The 14,743-nt window shown below is 33.9% G+C and carries 18 protein-coding genes and 1 riboswitch; of the genes, 5 read left to right on the top strand and 13 right to left on the bottom strand.

The window, feature by feature from the left end; genetic code table 11:
- The first annotated feature begins 384 nt into the window (after window positions 1–384).
- Complete coding sequence (locus ACFCT9_RS12355) at window positions 385–1,374, top strand: Abi family protein (protein WP_412519684.1); 990 nt, start codon at window positions 385–387, stop codon at window positions 1,372–1,374.
- A 633-nt stretch (window positions 1,375–2,007) separates the two neighbouring features.
- Here ACFCT9_RS12355 and ACFCT9_RS12350 read toward each other — a convergent pair.
- The 7 genes from ACFCT9_RS12350 to ACFCT9_RS12320 form a co-directional block, all read right to left on the bottom strand.
- Window positions 2,008–2,835: a MetQ/NlpA family ABC transporter substrate-binding protein gene (locus ACFCT9_RS12350; protein WP_412519683.1), complete on the bottom strand. Its 828-nt coding sequence runs from the start codon at window positions 2,833–2,835 to the stop codon at window positions 2,008–2,010.
- Between the two features lie 24 nt (window positions 2,836–2,859).
- Entirely contained in the window at window positions 2,860–3,555 is a 696-nt protein-coding gene (locus tag ACFCT9_RS12345) for a methionine ABC transporter permease (RefSeq protein WP_412519682.1), read from the bottom strand.
- Complete coding sequence (locus ACFCT9_RS12340; RefSeq protein ID WP_412519680.1) at window positions 3,548–4,573, bottom strand: methionine ABC transporter ATP-binding protein; 1,026 nt, start codon at window positions 4,571–4,573, stop codon at window positions 3,548–3,550. The genes ACFCT9_RS12345 and ACFCT9_RS12340 overlap by 8 nt, the downstream gene beginning before the upstream one ends.
- 100 nt (window positions 4,574–4,673) lie before the next feature.
- Window positions 4,674–4,781: riboswitch (SAM riboswitch) on the bottom strand.
- A gap of 53 nt (window positions 4,782–4,834) precedes the next feature.
- The gene (locus ACFCT9_RS12335) at window positions 4,835–5,131 is read right to left on the bottom strand and encodes a thioredoxin family protein (protein WP_412519678.1); all 297 of its coding nucleotides are present in this window, start codon (window positions 5,129–5,131) and stop codon (window positions 4,835–4,837) included.
- The gene (locus ACFCT9_RS12330; RefSeq protein WP_412519676.1) at window positions 5,128–5,490 is read right to left on the bottom strand and encodes a toprim domain-containing protein; all 363 of its coding nucleotides are present in this window, start codon (window positions 5,488–5,490) and stop codon (window positions 5,128–5,130) included. The genes ACFCT9_RS12335 and ACFCT9_RS12330 overlap by 4 nt, the downstream gene beginning before the upstream one ends.
- A 292-nt stretch (window positions 5,491–5,782) precedes the next feature.
- A complete protein-coding gene (gene gcvH, locus ACFCT9_RS12325) occupies window positions 5,783–6,163 on the bottom strand; it encodes a glycine cleavage system protein GcvH (RefSeq protein ID WP_412519674.1) in 381 nt (126 codons plus the stop codon).
- Window positions 6,164–6,316: 153 nt separating this feature from the next.
- On the bottom strand, window positions 6,317–6,673 hold the full coding sequence (locus ACFCT9_RS12320) for an arsenate reductase family protein (protein WP_412519672.1): 357 nt from the start codon (window positions 6,671–6,673) through the stop codon (window positions 6,317–6,319).
- Window positions 6,674–6,815: 142 nt separating this feature from the next.
- Between ACFCT9_RS12320 and ACFCT9_RS12315 the strand changes: the two genes are divergently transcribed.
- Window positions 6,816–7,136: a thioredoxin family protein gene (locus tag ACFCT9_RS12315; RefSeq protein WP_412519671.1), complete on the top strand. Its 321-nt coding sequence runs from the start codon at window positions 6,816–6,818 to the stop codon at window positions 7,134–7,136.
- A gap of 55 nt (window positions 7,137–7,191) precedes the next feature.
- On the opposite strand, the gene ACFCT9_RS12310 is transcribed toward ACFCT9_RS12315, so the two are convergent.
- Entirely contained in the window at window positions 7,192–7,734 is a 543-nt protein-coding gene (locus ACFCT9_RS12310) for a nitroreductase (RefSeq protein WP_412519669.1), read from the bottom strand.
- Window positions 7,735–7,807: 73 nt separating this feature from the next.
- Window positions 7,808–8,533, bottom strand: coding sequence for a type I 3-dehydroquinate dehydratase (aroD, locus tag ACFCT9_RS12305; RefSeq protein WP_412519667.1), 726 nt, complete (start codon window positions 8,531–8,533; stop codon window positions 7,808–7,810).
- 413 nt (window positions 8,534–8,946) lie between these two features.
- On the opposite strand from aroD, the gene ACFCT9_RS12300 reads away from it, so the two are divergent.
- On the top strand, window positions 8,947–9,462 hold the full coding sequence (locus tag ACFCT9_RS12300; protein ID WP_412519665.1) for a GNAT family N-acetyltransferase: 516 nt from the start codon (window positions 8,947–8,949) through the stop codon (window positions 9,460–9,462).
- A gap of 221 nt (window positions 9,463–9,683) precedes the next feature.
- On the opposite strand, the gene ACFCT9_RS12295 is transcribed toward ACFCT9_RS12300, so the two are convergent.
- From ACFCT9_RS12295 to ACFCT9_RS12285, 3 genes are all read right to left on the bottom strand, one after another.
- Window positions 9,684–9,887, bottom strand: a complete 204-nt coding sequence (locus ACFCT9_RS12295; RefSeq protein ID WP_412519663.1) for a YozE family protein — start codon at window positions 9,885–9,887, stop codon at window positions 9,684–9,686.
- Between the two features lie 460 nt (window positions 9,888–10,347).
- On the bottom strand, window positions 10,348–11,205 hold the full coding sequence (locus ACFCT9_RS12290; RefSeq protein WP_412519661.1) for a TPM domain-containing protein: 858 nt from the start codon (window positions 11,203–11,205) through the stop codon (window positions 10,348–10,350).
- The gene (locus ACFCT9_RS12285) at window positions 11,202–11,783 is read right to left on the bottom strand and encodes a LemA family protein (protein WP_412519659.1); all 582 of its coding nucleotides are present in this window, start codon (window positions 11,781–11,783) and stop codon (window positions 11,202–11,204) included. Before ACFCT9_RS12285 ends, ACFCT9_RS12290 begins: the two co-directional genes overlap by 4 nt.
- 218 nt (window positions 11,784–12,001) lie before the next feature.
- Between ACFCT9_RS12285 and ACFCT9_RS12280 the strand changes: the two genes are divergently transcribed.
- Together ACFCT9_RS12280 and ACFCT9_RS12275 are read left to right on the top strand one after the other, a co-directional pair.
- Window positions 12,002–13,306, top strand: coding sequence for a TrkH family potassium uptake protein (locus ACFCT9_RS12280; RefSeq protein ID WP_412519657.1), 1,305 nt, complete (start codon window positions 12,002–12,004; stop codon window positions 13,304–13,306).
- A 119-nt stretch (window positions 13,307–13,425) separates the two neighbouring features.
- Window positions 13,426–14,169 (top strand): hypothetical protein, encoded by a 744-nt coding sequence (locus ACFCT9_RS12275; RefSeq protein WP_412519655.1) that lies wholly within the window; start codon window positions 13,426–13,428, stop codon window positions 14,167–14,169.
- 72 nt (window positions 14,170–14,241) lie between these two features.
- Here ACFCT9_RS12275 and ACFCT9_RS12270 read toward each other — a convergent pair whose 3' ends face one another.
- Entirely contained in the window at window positions 14,242–14,445 is a 204-nt protein-coding gene (locus ACFCT9_RS12270) for a cold-shock protein (protein WP_002481579.1), read from the bottom strand.
- Between the last annotated feature and the right edge of the window lie 298 nt (window positions 14,446–14,743).

Genomic DNA, 14,743 nt, shown 5'->3' with positions numbered 1-14,743 from the left:
TAATTCTTATGTCCCATACTATTTATAACCCAAATAAATCACCCCCAAGCATCTCTGCCTGAGCGTGATAAACAATATATTATTCTACTGGGATAATCGCACTTATTTAGGTAATTATTACAAATTAATCAAAGTGTCATTATATCAAGGTTATAGCGATATTCAGAACAGATAATTATTCATGACTTCGCTTTTTTTATCAACGTCCTGTTACTCACTTAGATTGTAAAGTTACACAAAATCATCCCTCACTACAAAACAGGTCATTTCTCATTATGAAAACACTATTCATCAAAGCAAATAGAAAGTATTATCATATTAAATAACATTCAATTATGAGCTATATCATTATTAAAAGTCATATCAGAATAGGGGATAACAACTATGATGGATAAACAGCCTAAAACTACTGATGGTCTTATGCGACACATTAGAAATAACAAAGATATAAAAATAAAAGGTAGTAAACAAAAAAGACAGTTACAAAACATTGGTTACTTTCCTGGATATAAAGGTTATAGTTTTTTTCAAAATAAAAATACACCTTTATATTTCGAAAACTTTGATGAAGTGGTTTCTCTTTATGAATTTGATTCTAATATCAAAACTCTTTTCTACAAACATGTTATGTTTGCGGAAACCGCTATAAAAAATCGGCTATTAGAGATTATACATAGGCAATCAGGAACTGAATTAGACAAATTATTCAGTGAAGTACTAACTGATTATAAGAGATATCAAGTTCGCACAGGTAAATACAAAGAAAAATTTAAACAAACAATGAAACTTAGAAGTGATATTTATGAAAAAATCCATGCGAATTTTACTAGTAAATCATTCATTAATCATTTTATTTATAATGACAGATCAGTTCCTCTTTATGCTGTGTTTGAGTTATTCACTTTGGGCAACCTAGTTTTCTTCACAAGGTGTATGAATTCTACAACAAAAATACAAATTATAACTGATCTAGGTCTTTATCACTCCTCTTTCGATAAAAATGACAGATTAATTGGTGATTTAATTGATTGTTTAAAGGGATTAAGAAATGCTATTGCTCACAATGGCGTCTTATTTGATTGTAGATTTAAGGAAAGTAATGTAGGAAAACAAATTACAGAATATTTCAATATCAAAATGAATGTGAAAGATATACAATTTAATAGGATTGTTGATTATTTAGCTGTAATCATCTTAATAAGTTCTTCTTTGGGATACAATAAGACTGAACTAAGAAAAATAGTTAAATCTTTCGAATTATACTTAAATGAGCTACGACAAAAGCTTAATGTAAGCACATATGATAGAATTTTCGGCACTGATGTTCTCAATAAAATAAGAGAAATAAATGCGTACATCAATAGTTTCTCTTGATATCTATATACTAAAATGCTAATATTATAAACAAATAGCGGTACACATCTGCGGAGTGTACTTGAGGTTAACTGTTGCGACGGTTGCCTCTTTTTTTATGTAGGAGAACTTGCATAATAGGAGTGAGAAAACAAAGAACATAATATTCTAAATATATACAATTTATATTTCAACAATTAATATAACTGATTTATTGGTACAAACAAATTTTCATTCCAATCTATTTGATTATGGTTAAACTAACACAAACCTGCACTTATCTCTGGTGCATTTGATTAATTATACGACTATCCAATTGTGTATTGTTCTGTGCCACAATCACCTCAGCATTAGACTCCCTAATATTAAAGAGTCCTCCTTTTCTACTTATTATTCATGAATAGGTCAGTATTAATACACGACAATCTTAACATATGTAATTGAGCATAAAAGTAACCCTTCGCCTTTTTGTAGGCCTGATAAATTAGCCATTAAAAACATCCCTTTTAATTTAAAACTCATCTATTTCTGTACTCCAAACCTAAATTGAAATCAAAAATCCAAAACTAATTTAAGTCTCTCTTTTTTCAATTAAATAGGCATACATAAACCCCATAAACATTGAGTTTACGGGGTTTTGTTATGGAAATACGATTATTTAGCTGGGATTACAGCACCATCATATTTTTTGTTGATAAAATCTTTAATTTCTTGAGATTGTAATGCTTTGATTAAAGCTTGGATTTTTTTGTCTTTTTCATGGCCTTCTTTAACCGCTACTAAGTTTGCATATGGGTTATTTTCAGGTTTTTCAAGTGCGATTGAGTCTTTTCTAGGGCTTAATTTTTGTTCAATAGCGAAGTTAGAGTTAATGATTGCTGCATCTACATCTTCGTTTTGATAAATTTTTGGTAAATATTCAGCTGATTGTTTGTTGTTGAATTTAATGTCTTTTTTGTTTTCTACAATGTCACTGAAGTGAGCGTCTTGAACTTTTACGCCTTCTTTTAATTTGATTAAACCTTCGTCAACGAAGAATTTTAAGAAACGGCCTTCTTCAGCTGGGTTATTAGAAACGTAAACTGTTGCACCTTTTGGTAATTCTTTTAAGCTTTTATATTTTTTAGAGTATACAGCCATTGGTTCTAAGTGAACATTACCAACAGATACTAATTTATAACCTTTGCTTTTTTTCTCAGTATTTAAATATGGTGTGTGTTGGAAGAAGTTGGCATCTAATTCACCGCTATTTACTAATTTGTTAGGTGTTGTATAGTCGTTGATTGTTTTGATCTTTAAGTCATAGCCTTCTTTTTTCAAGATTGGTTTAGCTTTTTCTAAAAGTTCAGCGTGAGGCGCTGGTGAAGCACCAACTGTGATTGTCTTAGAATCTTCTCCTCCTGCTGATTTATCCTTACTGCCGCATGCTGCTAAAACTACAGTTAACACTAAAACTGCTAAAATACTAATAATTTTTTTCATTGAATTGGTCCTTTCAAAATAGAGTTAACGTTTATCAATTTTATTTGTAGCCCAGTCACCCACAAATTGGATGATGAACACGAATACTAAAATAAAGATTGTTGAAACTAAAATGACATCATTTTGGTTTCTTGTAAAACCTGTTAAATAAGCTAAGTTACCTAAACCGCCTGCACCGATAACACCGGCAACAGCTGTAGAACCTACTAACGCGATAGCAGTAACTGTGATACCTGAAATCAAAGCTGGACGTGATTCTGGGATTAATACTTTATGAATAATTGTCCAAGTATTCGCCCCCATTGAACGTGCCGCTTCAATCACACCTTTATCAATTTCTTTAAATGCGATTTCTACTAAACGCGCATAGAATGGTGCTGCACCAATGACTAATGCCGGAAGTGCACCAGTTGGTCCACTGATTGTGCCAAGTATTAAACTTGTGAACGGAATCAATAGCAAGATTAAAATGATAAATGGAATTGCTCTGAATAAGTTCACAATAAATGACACGATTTGATAAAACACTTTCGCTGTCGGCGATTTACTCTTGGCTGTTAAAAATAACAGTACGCCAAGAATGATACCGATCACAAACGCAAAGATTGTGGAAATGGCTGTCATATAGAGTGTTTCGTATGTAGCCACCCAAACTTGATCCCATTGAACATTCGGCATCGTGACCATTTCTCGTAATATATCACTGAATGATTTATCCATTACGAACCACCTCCACATTCACATTACGTTGTTCTAATTCATTTTTAAAACCTTCAAAAAATTCAGTCTTTAAGTCTGCAATATGTACGATTAGAAAACCGATAGGCCCGCTTTTTGAATGACGGATATTCGCTTCTAGTATGTTCACATTGAGATTATATTTTTGTGTGATATATGACACAATCGGTTCTGTCGTTTCTTCTCCAGAGAAGTTCAAACGTACAATATAACCATCTGTCGACTCAGGAATTAATTCTTGAATGGATTCATCAAATTCATCATTCAAGCCTTCTTTAACGAAACGTTTTGTCACTTGGTGTTTCGGATGTTCAAACACTTCTTTGACCGCACCGCGTTCGATGACTTTACCATTCTCCATCACTGCAACTTCATCGCAGATTTGGCGAATTACATTCATTTCATGTGTAATAATCACGATTGTTAAATCTTCTTCTTTTCTGATTTTCAATAACAATTCTAAAATTTCATCTGTTGTTTGAGGATCTAAGGCACTTGTTGCTTCATCACAAAGTAATACTTTTGGATCGTTAGCTAATGCACGTGCAATACCAACCCTTTGTTTTTGTCCGCCAGATAATTCTGAAGGATAGGCTTTCTCGCGCCCTTTCAATCCCACAAGCTCAACTAATTCTGCCGCTCTTTCTTCTGCTGCTTCTTTATTAACGCCAGCAATTTCTAAAGGGAATTTAATATTATCTAACACTGTTCTAGACCATAATAGGTTAAAGTGTTGGAATATCATACTTACCTTTTGACGCTTTTTCCTTAGTTGTTTTTTACTGAGTTGACCTAATTCATCTCCATCTATTATGACTTGACCTGATGTTGGTTCTTCTAAATAATTTAAAATTCTGACAAGTGTACTTTTACCGGCACCTGAAAACCCGATGACACCGTATATCGTACCTTCCGACACATCTAAATCGACATGATCAACTGCCAGCACTTCTTGGTGTTTCGTCTTATATCTTTTGACGATTTGTTTCAGTTGAATCACTGCATTCTCCCCTTTCCTTGCAATACCTACCTATAAATTAAAAATGCTTTCTCTTATCGCTGCTATGAGCATTAAAGAGAAAGCAATTTAAAATTTCTTTCTCTCATCTTCAAAAGCAGTAAACTTTTTGTGAATTGGCACCATTTCTTAAAAATAAGACGGTTGCCGGGTTTCGTCGGGCACATCCCTCCACCTCTCTTGATAAGAGATAACTATTTAATTGATATTTATCCTACCACTTCACTCAGAAGTAGTCAATAACTATTTTAAATTTTCTAACAAATAAGGAACCGATTGAAATGCATAAATACGGTTTATTTCCTTATCTTTTGACATCACTAACAAAACTGGAACTGATTGAATTTGATAAGCTTCACTGAAATCAGGATGAAAATTCAAATCTGCCTTGACTAAAGGCAGCTGCAAAATTTCATTGGCTATATCTAACATTTTCTCTGAAATTTTACATGTTCCGCACATCGGTGTGTAGCCGAAAATTAAGTGCTTATCTTGGTCATAATTTTGTGTGATATCTGTGATTTGTTGCTTAACATTCATTTATATACTAATCCTTTCACTGGTGCTTCACCTTTAACCATAAACCCATGGTTTCTAAGCACTTTGGCAAGATAAGGGCGTGGACAACGCGCGACTTCAGAATAGGTTCTATCGATAAAGATATGTTCGCTTTCTGATAAATAATGTTTGAACCATTGACGAATGCGACGACCTTCTTTATCCGCATCAACTAATATATAGACGGGGCGTTCATAAAGATGTTCTATCATATCATCTAATTTATCGATTCCCATTGTGCCATGTGTACATATAATTTGTACCGGCTCATCAATCACTTCTTCTACACGCTTCTTATCTGTTTTACCTTCTACAACGATTACTTTATCTAACAATGCCATATTCACTACACTCCAATACAATCGTGATATCATTGCTTCATTACTCGCAAACGTAAATGCTTAGGTTCTGCCAACTCATATAAAATTGTTGCGTTAGTTGGTACTTACATTGTAACGCAAGCCCTGTTTTAAAGACACGCAACTTGTTTAACAACTAAACAAACACGAAAAATTATGTATTTATTCAGCTGTATAGGTTCAGCACGTGAGCGCTCTAGTTAGTTATAGCCGATTTCAAATAAAAAATAACCCCAAAATACAAAGTATCTTGGAGTTTGATTTTTAAAGCCGATTATTCACCGATCATTTCTTTGTATTGATCAGCTGATAATAATTCATCTAATTGGCTTGCGTCATTTAATTTAACTTTAACCATCCATGCTTTTTCGTATGGTGATTCATTTACGAATTCTGGACTGTCTTCTAATTCTTCGTTAACTTCGACTACAGTTCCTGAAACTGGTGCGTATAATTCAGAAACAGTTTTAACTGATTCTACGCTTCCGAAAGATTCGCCCTCATCGATATCATCGTCAGTTTCTGGTAATTCAACGAATACGATATCTCCAAGTTCTCCTTGTGCGTATTCAGTGATACCGATAGTTACTGTATCGTCCTCAACTTTAACCCATTCATGTTCTTTTGAATATTTTAATTCCTCTGGCACTGCCACACGAATCCCCTCCTAATTTATAAATGAATACTCTTTTATGATGCCATATGAAACCTTTTCATTCAACTATTTATAGACATCTTGTAGTTTTTTAATTTTTTTGTAAATAAAACACTTAACAACACGATATTTCAGATCTGCTTATACGGTATATTAGTTTACCCAAGTATCTTTGTATTCTTTTTCATTAAAGCCAAGTGTAATTTTGTCACCTAAAACTGCCAGTGGTCGTTTAACAAGCATTCCGTCAGAAGCCAATAAATCTAGTTTTTCATCATCAGACAAACTGTCAAGTCTATCTTTCAGACCGAGTTCACGATATTTACCTCCACGTTTATTGAATAGCTTATCAATTTCAACGCCGGTTTTATCAATAATATCTTGTAGTTCTCTTTTATTAGGATTAAGTCCTACAATGTCGATAGGTTCATAACTTACACCATATTCATCTAAAAATTTTGCTGCTTTCTTGCATGTCGTACAGTTTTGGTACTGATAAAATCTAATCATCTTTTGACCTCCTTTAACTATTATGTCTAATATACCAAATTTCTAAAAAAAGCGCTTTAAATTGTCGGTTTAATATTTTTAAATTTACGTTCAAATTCGATATAATATATATAATAGCATTAGAAAAAGGAGCGAAATGAAAATGGAAGCAATTAAAACACGTGAAGATTTCGATAAAATCATCGAAAGCAACGCACCTGTGATTATTAAATTTGAAGCAGGATGGTGTCCTGACTGTCGTGCAATGGACATGTGGATTGATCCGATTGTAGAAAAATATAACGACTATAAATGGTATAACGTCAATCGTGACGAATTAGAAGATGTTGCTCAAGATTACGAAGTTATGGGTATTCCAAGTTTACTTGTTTTCAAAGATGGTGAAAAAACAGCACACTTGCATTCTGCAAATGCTAAATCACCAGAGCAAGTTGAAGACTTCTTAAGCGAAACATTTAAATAAATCATTATATATTAAATAAAGCCAAGCTGAAATCAGCTTGGCTTTAAACATATCGTTAATACTCTGAAATAAAGTTCTCAGTGTGACGTGGTTTCTTTGGAGGAATCTTCGTGTCCATATCAGTAAGATATAGGAATCCGACTAAATCTTCATCATCTTCTACACCCAGTACTTTTCTAACTTTAGGCATGAAAATATAAGGCGGTGTTTTCCAGCACGTACCGATACCCGCTTCATGCAGCAACAGCATCAAGTTCTGTGCATAAGCACCGAAAGCAAGATGATTTTCAAGATTTTCTTTTTGTCTTGGATCTCGTTTAACAATCATTACAAGTAATCCACCCAATTTTGTCACTGCATCATAGTGACTTTGTTGTTTCTCTGGTTCATTTCTAAATGCATAACGAGAAACAGTTCGACTTAAATCCCCTAGTCTGTCCTTTGAAACATGAATGATTCTCCATGGTTCTCTCATCCCATGATTTGGTGCATCTGTAGAGAGTTTTAGTGCTTCATATAGCGCTGTATCATCTATATGCATATCATGGTCGAATATTTTCACACTTCTTCTTGATGAAATTGCATCTCTTAATTCCACAATCTAACTCTCCTTTATATTATTGATAACCATTATCAATTACAGTATAGATTGAAATACATATCTTTTCAAATTATTTGTTTGATTCATATAATGTCAAAAGTTCTTTTAATTTATTAACATGTATTTGTCCAGGTGCTTGCGGTGCACCTAAACAGCCATAAGAGATACTGCCTCCAAAGACACCTTGTGCTGTTCTTGATACTAAACCAAGATGAGACATAGAAATACCTACTACCTTCATTTTGACGCTTTGTGATGAAATATAGAGTGCATCTAAAAGGTTTGTCACATCTTCAGGATCTTTCGGCATCACTGCGAGTTTTAAATAGTCAGCATGTGTTTTACTCATTTTAAAATAAGTGAATTTGAGATTTTCAAGTGCAGGCGTTTCTTCAAAATCATGTTGAGACAAGACAACTTCTAAACCGGCTGCTTGTGCTTCAGCAACAAGTTCAGCGATTTTCTCTTTATGTGCTTCTTCCCATTCAATATCAATCATGTCGCAACCTTTAACTTGCATTAATGCTTGCAATAGCGCATAATAAGCTTCTTGTGCTTTTTCACCTTTTCCGCCTTGTGAGGCTGTGCGGTACGTAATTAATAACTTGGCCTCTGGGACACTTTGGTGTAAAGCATCTACAAGTGCTTCAATCTCAGCTACTTCAAATGTTTGACGTTGATCAATTCTTAATTCAATAATATTAACGGCTGCTTGCGCTTTTGCTAAATCTTCACGCAACGTTTGTGTTATGTCAGCTTCTGGTGCTATCGTTACAGCGATTTCTACTTGTGTCATCTTATCTACCCCTTACTTTTAAAATGTGACCAGTTTGTTTCGTTAATCATAGTTTAACATTAGTCAGCATCATAGCGCGTATTGCGTGATATTTTATTCACTTAAACTACCATTTATTAGGCAGTTTGCCATTAAGCGCATCTTCATAACTTATCATAGCGATATTTATATTTATGTTAGCATTAAAATGAAGTGTGTATGACGTCTAATTCATCTACACATAATAGGTTTTCACTTGAATCACCCCATATTGTGAACAATCGCTTTTATAGCGATACTTTTTTCTAAGGTATACCTATTAAGTGTTGCTTTGATTAAAAGTATATAATAATATTAAATTAAACTTATCAATAATGACCACATTATTAAATTAATGGAAAAGTTAAGAAAGTAAGAAGAGAGGTGTTAACTTCATGAAAGAGATTAGATTACTAAACTCTGATGACATAGAAGATGTCTATCAACTATTCAAAGAGGCTACAAGCGATCCTAAAAACATTTATACTTGGGCGATATTTGATGAAGATAAAGTGTGTAGAGACTACTTTAAAAGGTTGATAGACAATAACAATAATGCGCAATATTTATTCGGTGTGTTCTTCAATAATGAATTAGTGGGTGCTTTAACATTATTCCATCCGATTATCGTTGGGACACAGCATAAAGCTATTATTGAAAATATGTATGTAAAAGATATTGACCATTTAGATGAAAAACTATTAAATACTGTCGCTGATTTTTGTACTGCACATGAAATTGAAAAAATCATGGCTCCTGTCGCATCGAATAATATCGGCGCATTAACGTTCTATAGTGAATATGGTTTTTCAAAAATAGGATTTGAAAAGAATTCTCGTAAGTATGGCGATGAGTATATTGATGAACATTGGCTGATTTACCCTATCAAAGAGTCTGCAGAGGTTAATTAATATACGGGGTAGCATAATAGTGGGTATAAAAAAAATTCGGTACATTCCCGTGTACCGAATTGATTAAGTAAAGTAAGTTGTAATTAAGTGACCGTAAATCGTAACGGTTACGTTTTATATTACATGACGTTTCGTCATTTGTAAACCATAAATCGTAATTTTCACGATTTATTTTTGTTTATGAAGAAAGCAAGTGCACAATTTGGGATGCACTTGCTTTTTTAGTTACTTTTATATACACTGAGCGCTCTATTAGCTGATTCTAATAGATGATGTTCAAAATAATGCTCATGTACATATTCGTATATATTATCTATATTTGTTTCTTCTTTAGGAAAGTTATGATCTTTTTCAATACATTCAGCTAATTGTCCGAACGGTGTATCATCTTCCATAAAAGTAATAATAAACTTATAAAAACTCATGTAACAACCCCACTTAAAGATATTTCTAAATCGAAAAAACACTAACATCGATAAATTTCCGTAGGAGGAAATCATTCTTATCAGTTAAATAGGCTTTTTCGTCAGTATAACATAAGGTTTGGAATAAAATACAGTTTATAATAAAATTCATTTAACAAAAAACTGTATTTACATTCAAATCTTACCCTCTTGAAACGCAAGGTTCAAAAACTTTAAAAGGACTTCTTACCCTATTTCAAAATATTTATACATCTTATTTATAAAGTTAGCCTAAACCAGCAATAAATACAAGGTATTCTTATTTAAATTGATAAACTTTATACATAGTATTTACATAAAATTCATAATTTCGTACGAATCTGCAACATTTATAACGATCAGTCGGACACTGTAGAATATTTTTAACTGCAAAAAAGCAAGATGCCAAGCACCCTGCTTTTTCTTTGAATTGATTTGGTTGTTAGAATCCGCGACCAGCACCTCCGCCGCCGAAGCCGCCGCCTCCGCCGAAGCTGCCACCGCTGAAACCACCGCCACTTGATGAACCACCGCCGAAGCCGCCGGTGCCTACCCACCAAGTACCTGTATTATCTCTTCTACGGCCACCACCTCTAGGAGGTCCGCCACCGCCATTTTTAATAGAGATAATAATAATTATGATGATAATAATGAAGATGATACCAAATACACTAAAGCCGCCTTCACCACCTGATTGTGCTGTGGCTTTAGGTGTATCTTCAGTAAATTTTTCACCATCATAACCATAAGCTTTGGCGATTTCACTCCAAATCGCATTATAAAGTTGCGTGATTCCTTTACTGTAGTATGCTTGTTGTTGTTCTTTACTATCAGCCTGCCCTGCTTTTTTAGCATAAGGCATAAAGTTATCATCAATCAAAGCACCGACTTTGGCATCATTTAAGACACCTTCTAATCCTCGGCCCACCGCAACTTGAATACCACGATTTTGATATTCATTGCCGTTATCTAAATTGACTAATATCACAACACCCCGACTATGCTTTTGATCGCCGACTTTATAGTGACGGCCTGCTTGATACGCATAATCTTCTTTCGGTGTTTGACCTATTGATTTCATCGTCATAACTAATATATCTGAATCTGTACCATTTTGTAATTTTTGACCTTTTTCAACCATCGTATTTTTATCTTGGCTTGTAATCAAATCTGCATGATCTTGTACAAATACAGGTTGTTCTAATTTTGGAAATTTATCTGATGCCGCAAAGATGCTTTGTGCGACGAGCAACATCCCAACCCATATGACAGCTAAGACGCTGACACATTTTTTAATCATTGAGATGTATTAGTGCCGAAATCAACTTTAGGTGCTTTATCTGCACCGCTTTCGGCTTTAAAGTATTCTTTCTTATCAAATCCAAATAGCTTAGCTACAATGGTCGTTGGGAAATGGCGGATTGCTTGGTTATACTTATTAACAGATGTATTGTAATCATTACGAGCCACAGCAATTCTATTTTCTGTTCCTGCTAACTCATCACGTAATCCTGTAAATTGCTTATCTGCTTTCAAATCAGGATAGTTCTCACTTATTGCTAATAATCTACTTAATGCAGAATTGACTTCCCCATTCGCTTCCGCTTTTTCTTTAGGTGTAGAAGCGCCAGCAAGTTTACTACGTGCATCAGAAACTTGTTTAAATACGTCTTCTTCATGCTTAGCATAACCTTTAACAGTATTTACAAGGTTCGGAATTAAATCTACACGTCGTTGTAGTTGATTGTCGATATTTGAAAGTGCTGTATTAGTATCTTCATCCATACCTACTAATTTGTTGTAAGGTGCAATCATAGTGACACCAATCACAACAATAACAATGCCGATAATAATAAGTGGTGTAAGTATTTTCTTCATCTTTATCTCCTTTTTCCTAAAATTTATCAATTTTATTATACAATATTGTGACCCTGTCTGGCTAAAGTTGTATGTTGCAAACAATCATTGAAATGATTATTCCTCGATATTTTTGCGTATTTGTTATTTTGTAGATGCAATTACTGAAAATGATTGTATAATAACAGATGTATTTGAAATAAACACAAAAATCCAAACGAAATAAAGAAGGTGTTTAAGTGGCTTTCTTAAAGAAACCCCTGACTGTTTATTTATCATTATTTCTATGTACCACACTTATAGGTGCACTACTTTTATATTTACCATGGACCGGAAAACATTATACCTCTTTTATTGATGCATTCTTTGTAGCATCCAGTGCATTTACAGTAACTGGCTTATCAACCGTTGATATTACTTCACAATTCAACTGGTTAGGTGATTTAATTATTATGTTTTTAATTCAAATCGGCGGTTTAGGGATTGTAACAATAACAACACTAACTTTAATCATCGCTAATCGTAGAATTTCGATGCATGAACGCAAATTAATCATGGTAACCTGGAACGTAGACGAACCTGGCGGTATGGTTCGTTTAATTCGTCAATTAACACTCTATAGTCTATCTACAGAGTTTGTAGGGATGTTATTACTCGGTTTATCTTTTGTCCCCAGATACGGATTAGGCAAAGGATTATTCATCAGTATCTTTACGTCCGTTTCCGCATTCAACAATGCCGGATTCGCATTGTTTTCTAAAAATATGATTGGATTTAATGATGATCCAGTAGTCACATTAGTGATTCCTATGTTGATTATTATGGGTGGTCTAGGCCCTGTTGTCATGTCTGATTTAGTCAGAACAAGAAGATTAAATAAATTAAAGCTACATACTAAAGTTGTGATTTATACAACCTTGGTTTTAATCTTTGGCGGAATGGCGCTTTACTTCGTCTTAGAGTTCAATAACACTTTAAAACCTTTTAGCATGTGGGGTAAACTTGGAACTTCTTTCTTCCAATCCGTCACAACTCGAACAGCTGGTTTCCAGTCTGTTGACTTAGAATTAATTCATACACCTACTGCATTGATGATGATGGTACTCATGTTTATTGGGGGTGCACCATTCAGTGCTGCTGGTGGGATTAAAGTAACAACATTCATTGTCATGACTATGTTTGTTTATAGTACTTTACGTAATGAAGACCATACGACTATCTTCAGCAGAACGATTAAACCTAAAACTATTGCGAAAGCCATTACAATTTCAACAGTCAGCTTTATTTTTGTGTTAACCGTATCTTTTATCGTCAGTCTATTAAATGAAACAACACCGCTTATGAAAGTATTATTTGAAGTTGTGTCTGCTTTTGGTACCGTCGGCTTAAGTATGAACTTTACGTCTGAATACGGGACATTAACGAAAATAATCATTATCATTGTGATGATTTGCGGTAAGTTAGGTGTCGTAACTGTATTAGCGCTATTCATCCCAAGTAAGAAACGCTTTTATCAATACGCTAAAGGCAACATCTACTTATAATTCACTTTTCAAAAGACCTGTTTTTTCAGGTCTTTTTTATTTTAAAAAGAGTTTTAAACCACATGAAAGTCGGTTATAGTTAAACTAATACACAAATAGAAAGAAAGGGTGTAGATTCAATGAAAAAACTCTTCACATTACTAGCCATGAGTCTATTAATCATCTCAGCATGTGGTCAAAATGATGAAAAGACTAAAGAAGAATCTGAAGATAAAGCAACCTCAGAAAAGAAAGAGACTTCACAATCTAAACAGAAAGAAAAAGACACTACGAAAGATCATGAAAAAGACAGTAAGAAGCAAAATGAACAACAAACAAACTCTGAATCATCGGATAAACAAACTCAAAATGAAGCCTCAACAGAAAATCAAAATCAACAGAATCAACAAGCACAACAAGTTAATATAAATAATATTACTGACCGCGCAACTCTAGAAAGTGTCATTTACGGAAACTATGCGGAAATTGACAAAATCAAGGCATATAATAGCGCAGTAGCAAATGGTGTTATTCCTCAAGGTAATGTTACAGAAGGTCCTGCAAGCGCCGCATATGAGAGTTCATTACGTGTAGAAAGCGGTGCTGAACAATCGGTATATGATCAAAATGCACAAACACAAGCTGAAGTTCCGAGTGAAGATGTGAATGCGGAAATCAATGCAGCTCAAACAGAAGATCAATATATTGATGCCTTACGAAAAAAATATAACGGCGGATTATCTTCAGCAGAAATACAAACAAAATATGCGATTGAACAAGGCTATTATGAGGGCGATGCAGCTGAACAACAAGCTGTATATGATGAAATACAGAGAAGAGAAGCAGATATCGAAGCTGGTAAATATGATCACTACAAACAATAAAATAAGCAAAATAAAAAGCAGCACAACAACCTCTAAAGATTGTTGTGCTGCTTTTATCAGCTTAAGTAAAAATTAAGACATTTTTACAACGTTTGCAGCTTGTTCGCCACGGTCGCCTTCAACGATGTCGAAGTCAACTTTTTGGCCTTCTTCTAATGATTTGTAGCCTTCGCCTTGGATAGCTGAGAAATGTACGAATACGTCGTTACCATCTTCTCTTTCGATAAATCCAAAACCTTTTTCTGCGTTAAACCATTTAACTGTACCACTATTCATATAAAAATCCTCCGTATGTGCTTTTGCACGAATATTTGTAACTTGTTTATAAAAATCAATGGGAGTAAATTCATACGAATAAAACTGCAAATCAATTTCACGAACAATTACTTAAGGTCTATACTACACCTAATATTTAGGTTTGTATACCTTTTTGACTTATTTCTTTAAAATATTTTTGTCACTTTTATTATTCCAGCAATTTGTTTTCTTACATCTCATCTTGCCAACAAGACTGTTTGGTAACATTGCTAGACGATTAATCTAATATCATAAACATAAAGGTATAACATTGATA

It is taken from the genome of Staphylococcus simulans (genome assembly GCF_047037175.1).
Lineage (GTDB): Bacteria > Bacillota > Bacilli > Staphylococcales > Staphylococcaceae > Staphylococcus > Staphylococcus simulans_C.
This window is presented reverse-complemented; position numbering and strand designations above follow the sequence as displayed.

Coding starts and splice junctions, on each gene's coding strand:
- ACFCT9_RS12355 (WP_412519684.1), top strand. CDS start 385: ATGATGGATAAACAGCCTAAAACTACTGATGGTCTTATGCGACACATT.
- ACFCT9_RS12350 (WP_412519683.1), bottom strand. CDS start 2,835: ATGAAAAAAATTATTAGTATTTTAGCAGTTTTAGTGTTAACTGTAGTT.
- ACFCT9_RS12345 (WP_412519682.1), bottom strand. CDS start 3,555: ATGGATAAATCATTCAGTGATATATTACGAGAAATGGTCACGATGCCG.
- ACFCT9_RS12335 (WP_412519678.1), bottom strand. CDS start 5,131: ATGAATGTTAAGCAACAAATCACAGATATCACACAAAATTATGACCAA.
- ACFCT9_RS12330 (WP_412519676.1), bottom strand. CDS start 5,490: ATGGCATTGTTAGATAAAGTAATCGTTGTAGAAGGTAAAACAGATAAG.
- ACFCT9_RS12320 (WP_412519672.1), bottom strand. CDS start 6,673: ATGATTAGATTTTATCAGTACCAAAACTGTACGACATGCAAGAAAGCA.
- ACFCT9_RS12315 (WP_412519671.1), top strand. CDS start 6,816: ATGGAAGCAATTAAAACACGTGAAGATTTCGATAAAATCATCGAAAGC.
- aroD (WP_412519667.1), bottom strand. CDS start 8,533: ATGACACAAGTAGAAATCGCTGTAACGATAGCACCAGAAGCTGACATA.
- ACFCT9_RS12300 (WP_412519665.1), top strand. CDS start 8,947: ATGAAAGAGATTAGATTACTAAACTCTGATGACATAGAAGATGTCTAT.
- ACFCT9_RS12295 (WP_412519663.1), bottom strand. CDS start 9,887: ATGAGTTTTTATAAGTTTATTATTACTTTTATGGAAGATGATACACCG.
- ACFCT9_RS12290 (WP_412519661.1), bottom strand. CDS start 11,205: ATGATTAAAAAATGTGTCAGCGTCTTAGCTGTCATATGGGTTGGGATG.
- ACFCT9_RS12285 (WP_412519659.1), bottom strand. CDS start 11,783: ATGAAGAAAATACTTACACCACTTATTATTATCGGCATTGTTATTGTT.
- ACFCT9_RS12275 (WP_412519655.1), top strand. CDS start 13,426: ATGAAAAAACTCTTCACATTACTAGCCATGAGTCTATTAATCATCTCA.
- ACFCT9_RS12270 (WP_002481579.1), bottom strand. CDS start 14,445: ATGAATAGTGGTACAGTTAAATGGTTTAACGCAGAAAAAGGTTTTGGA.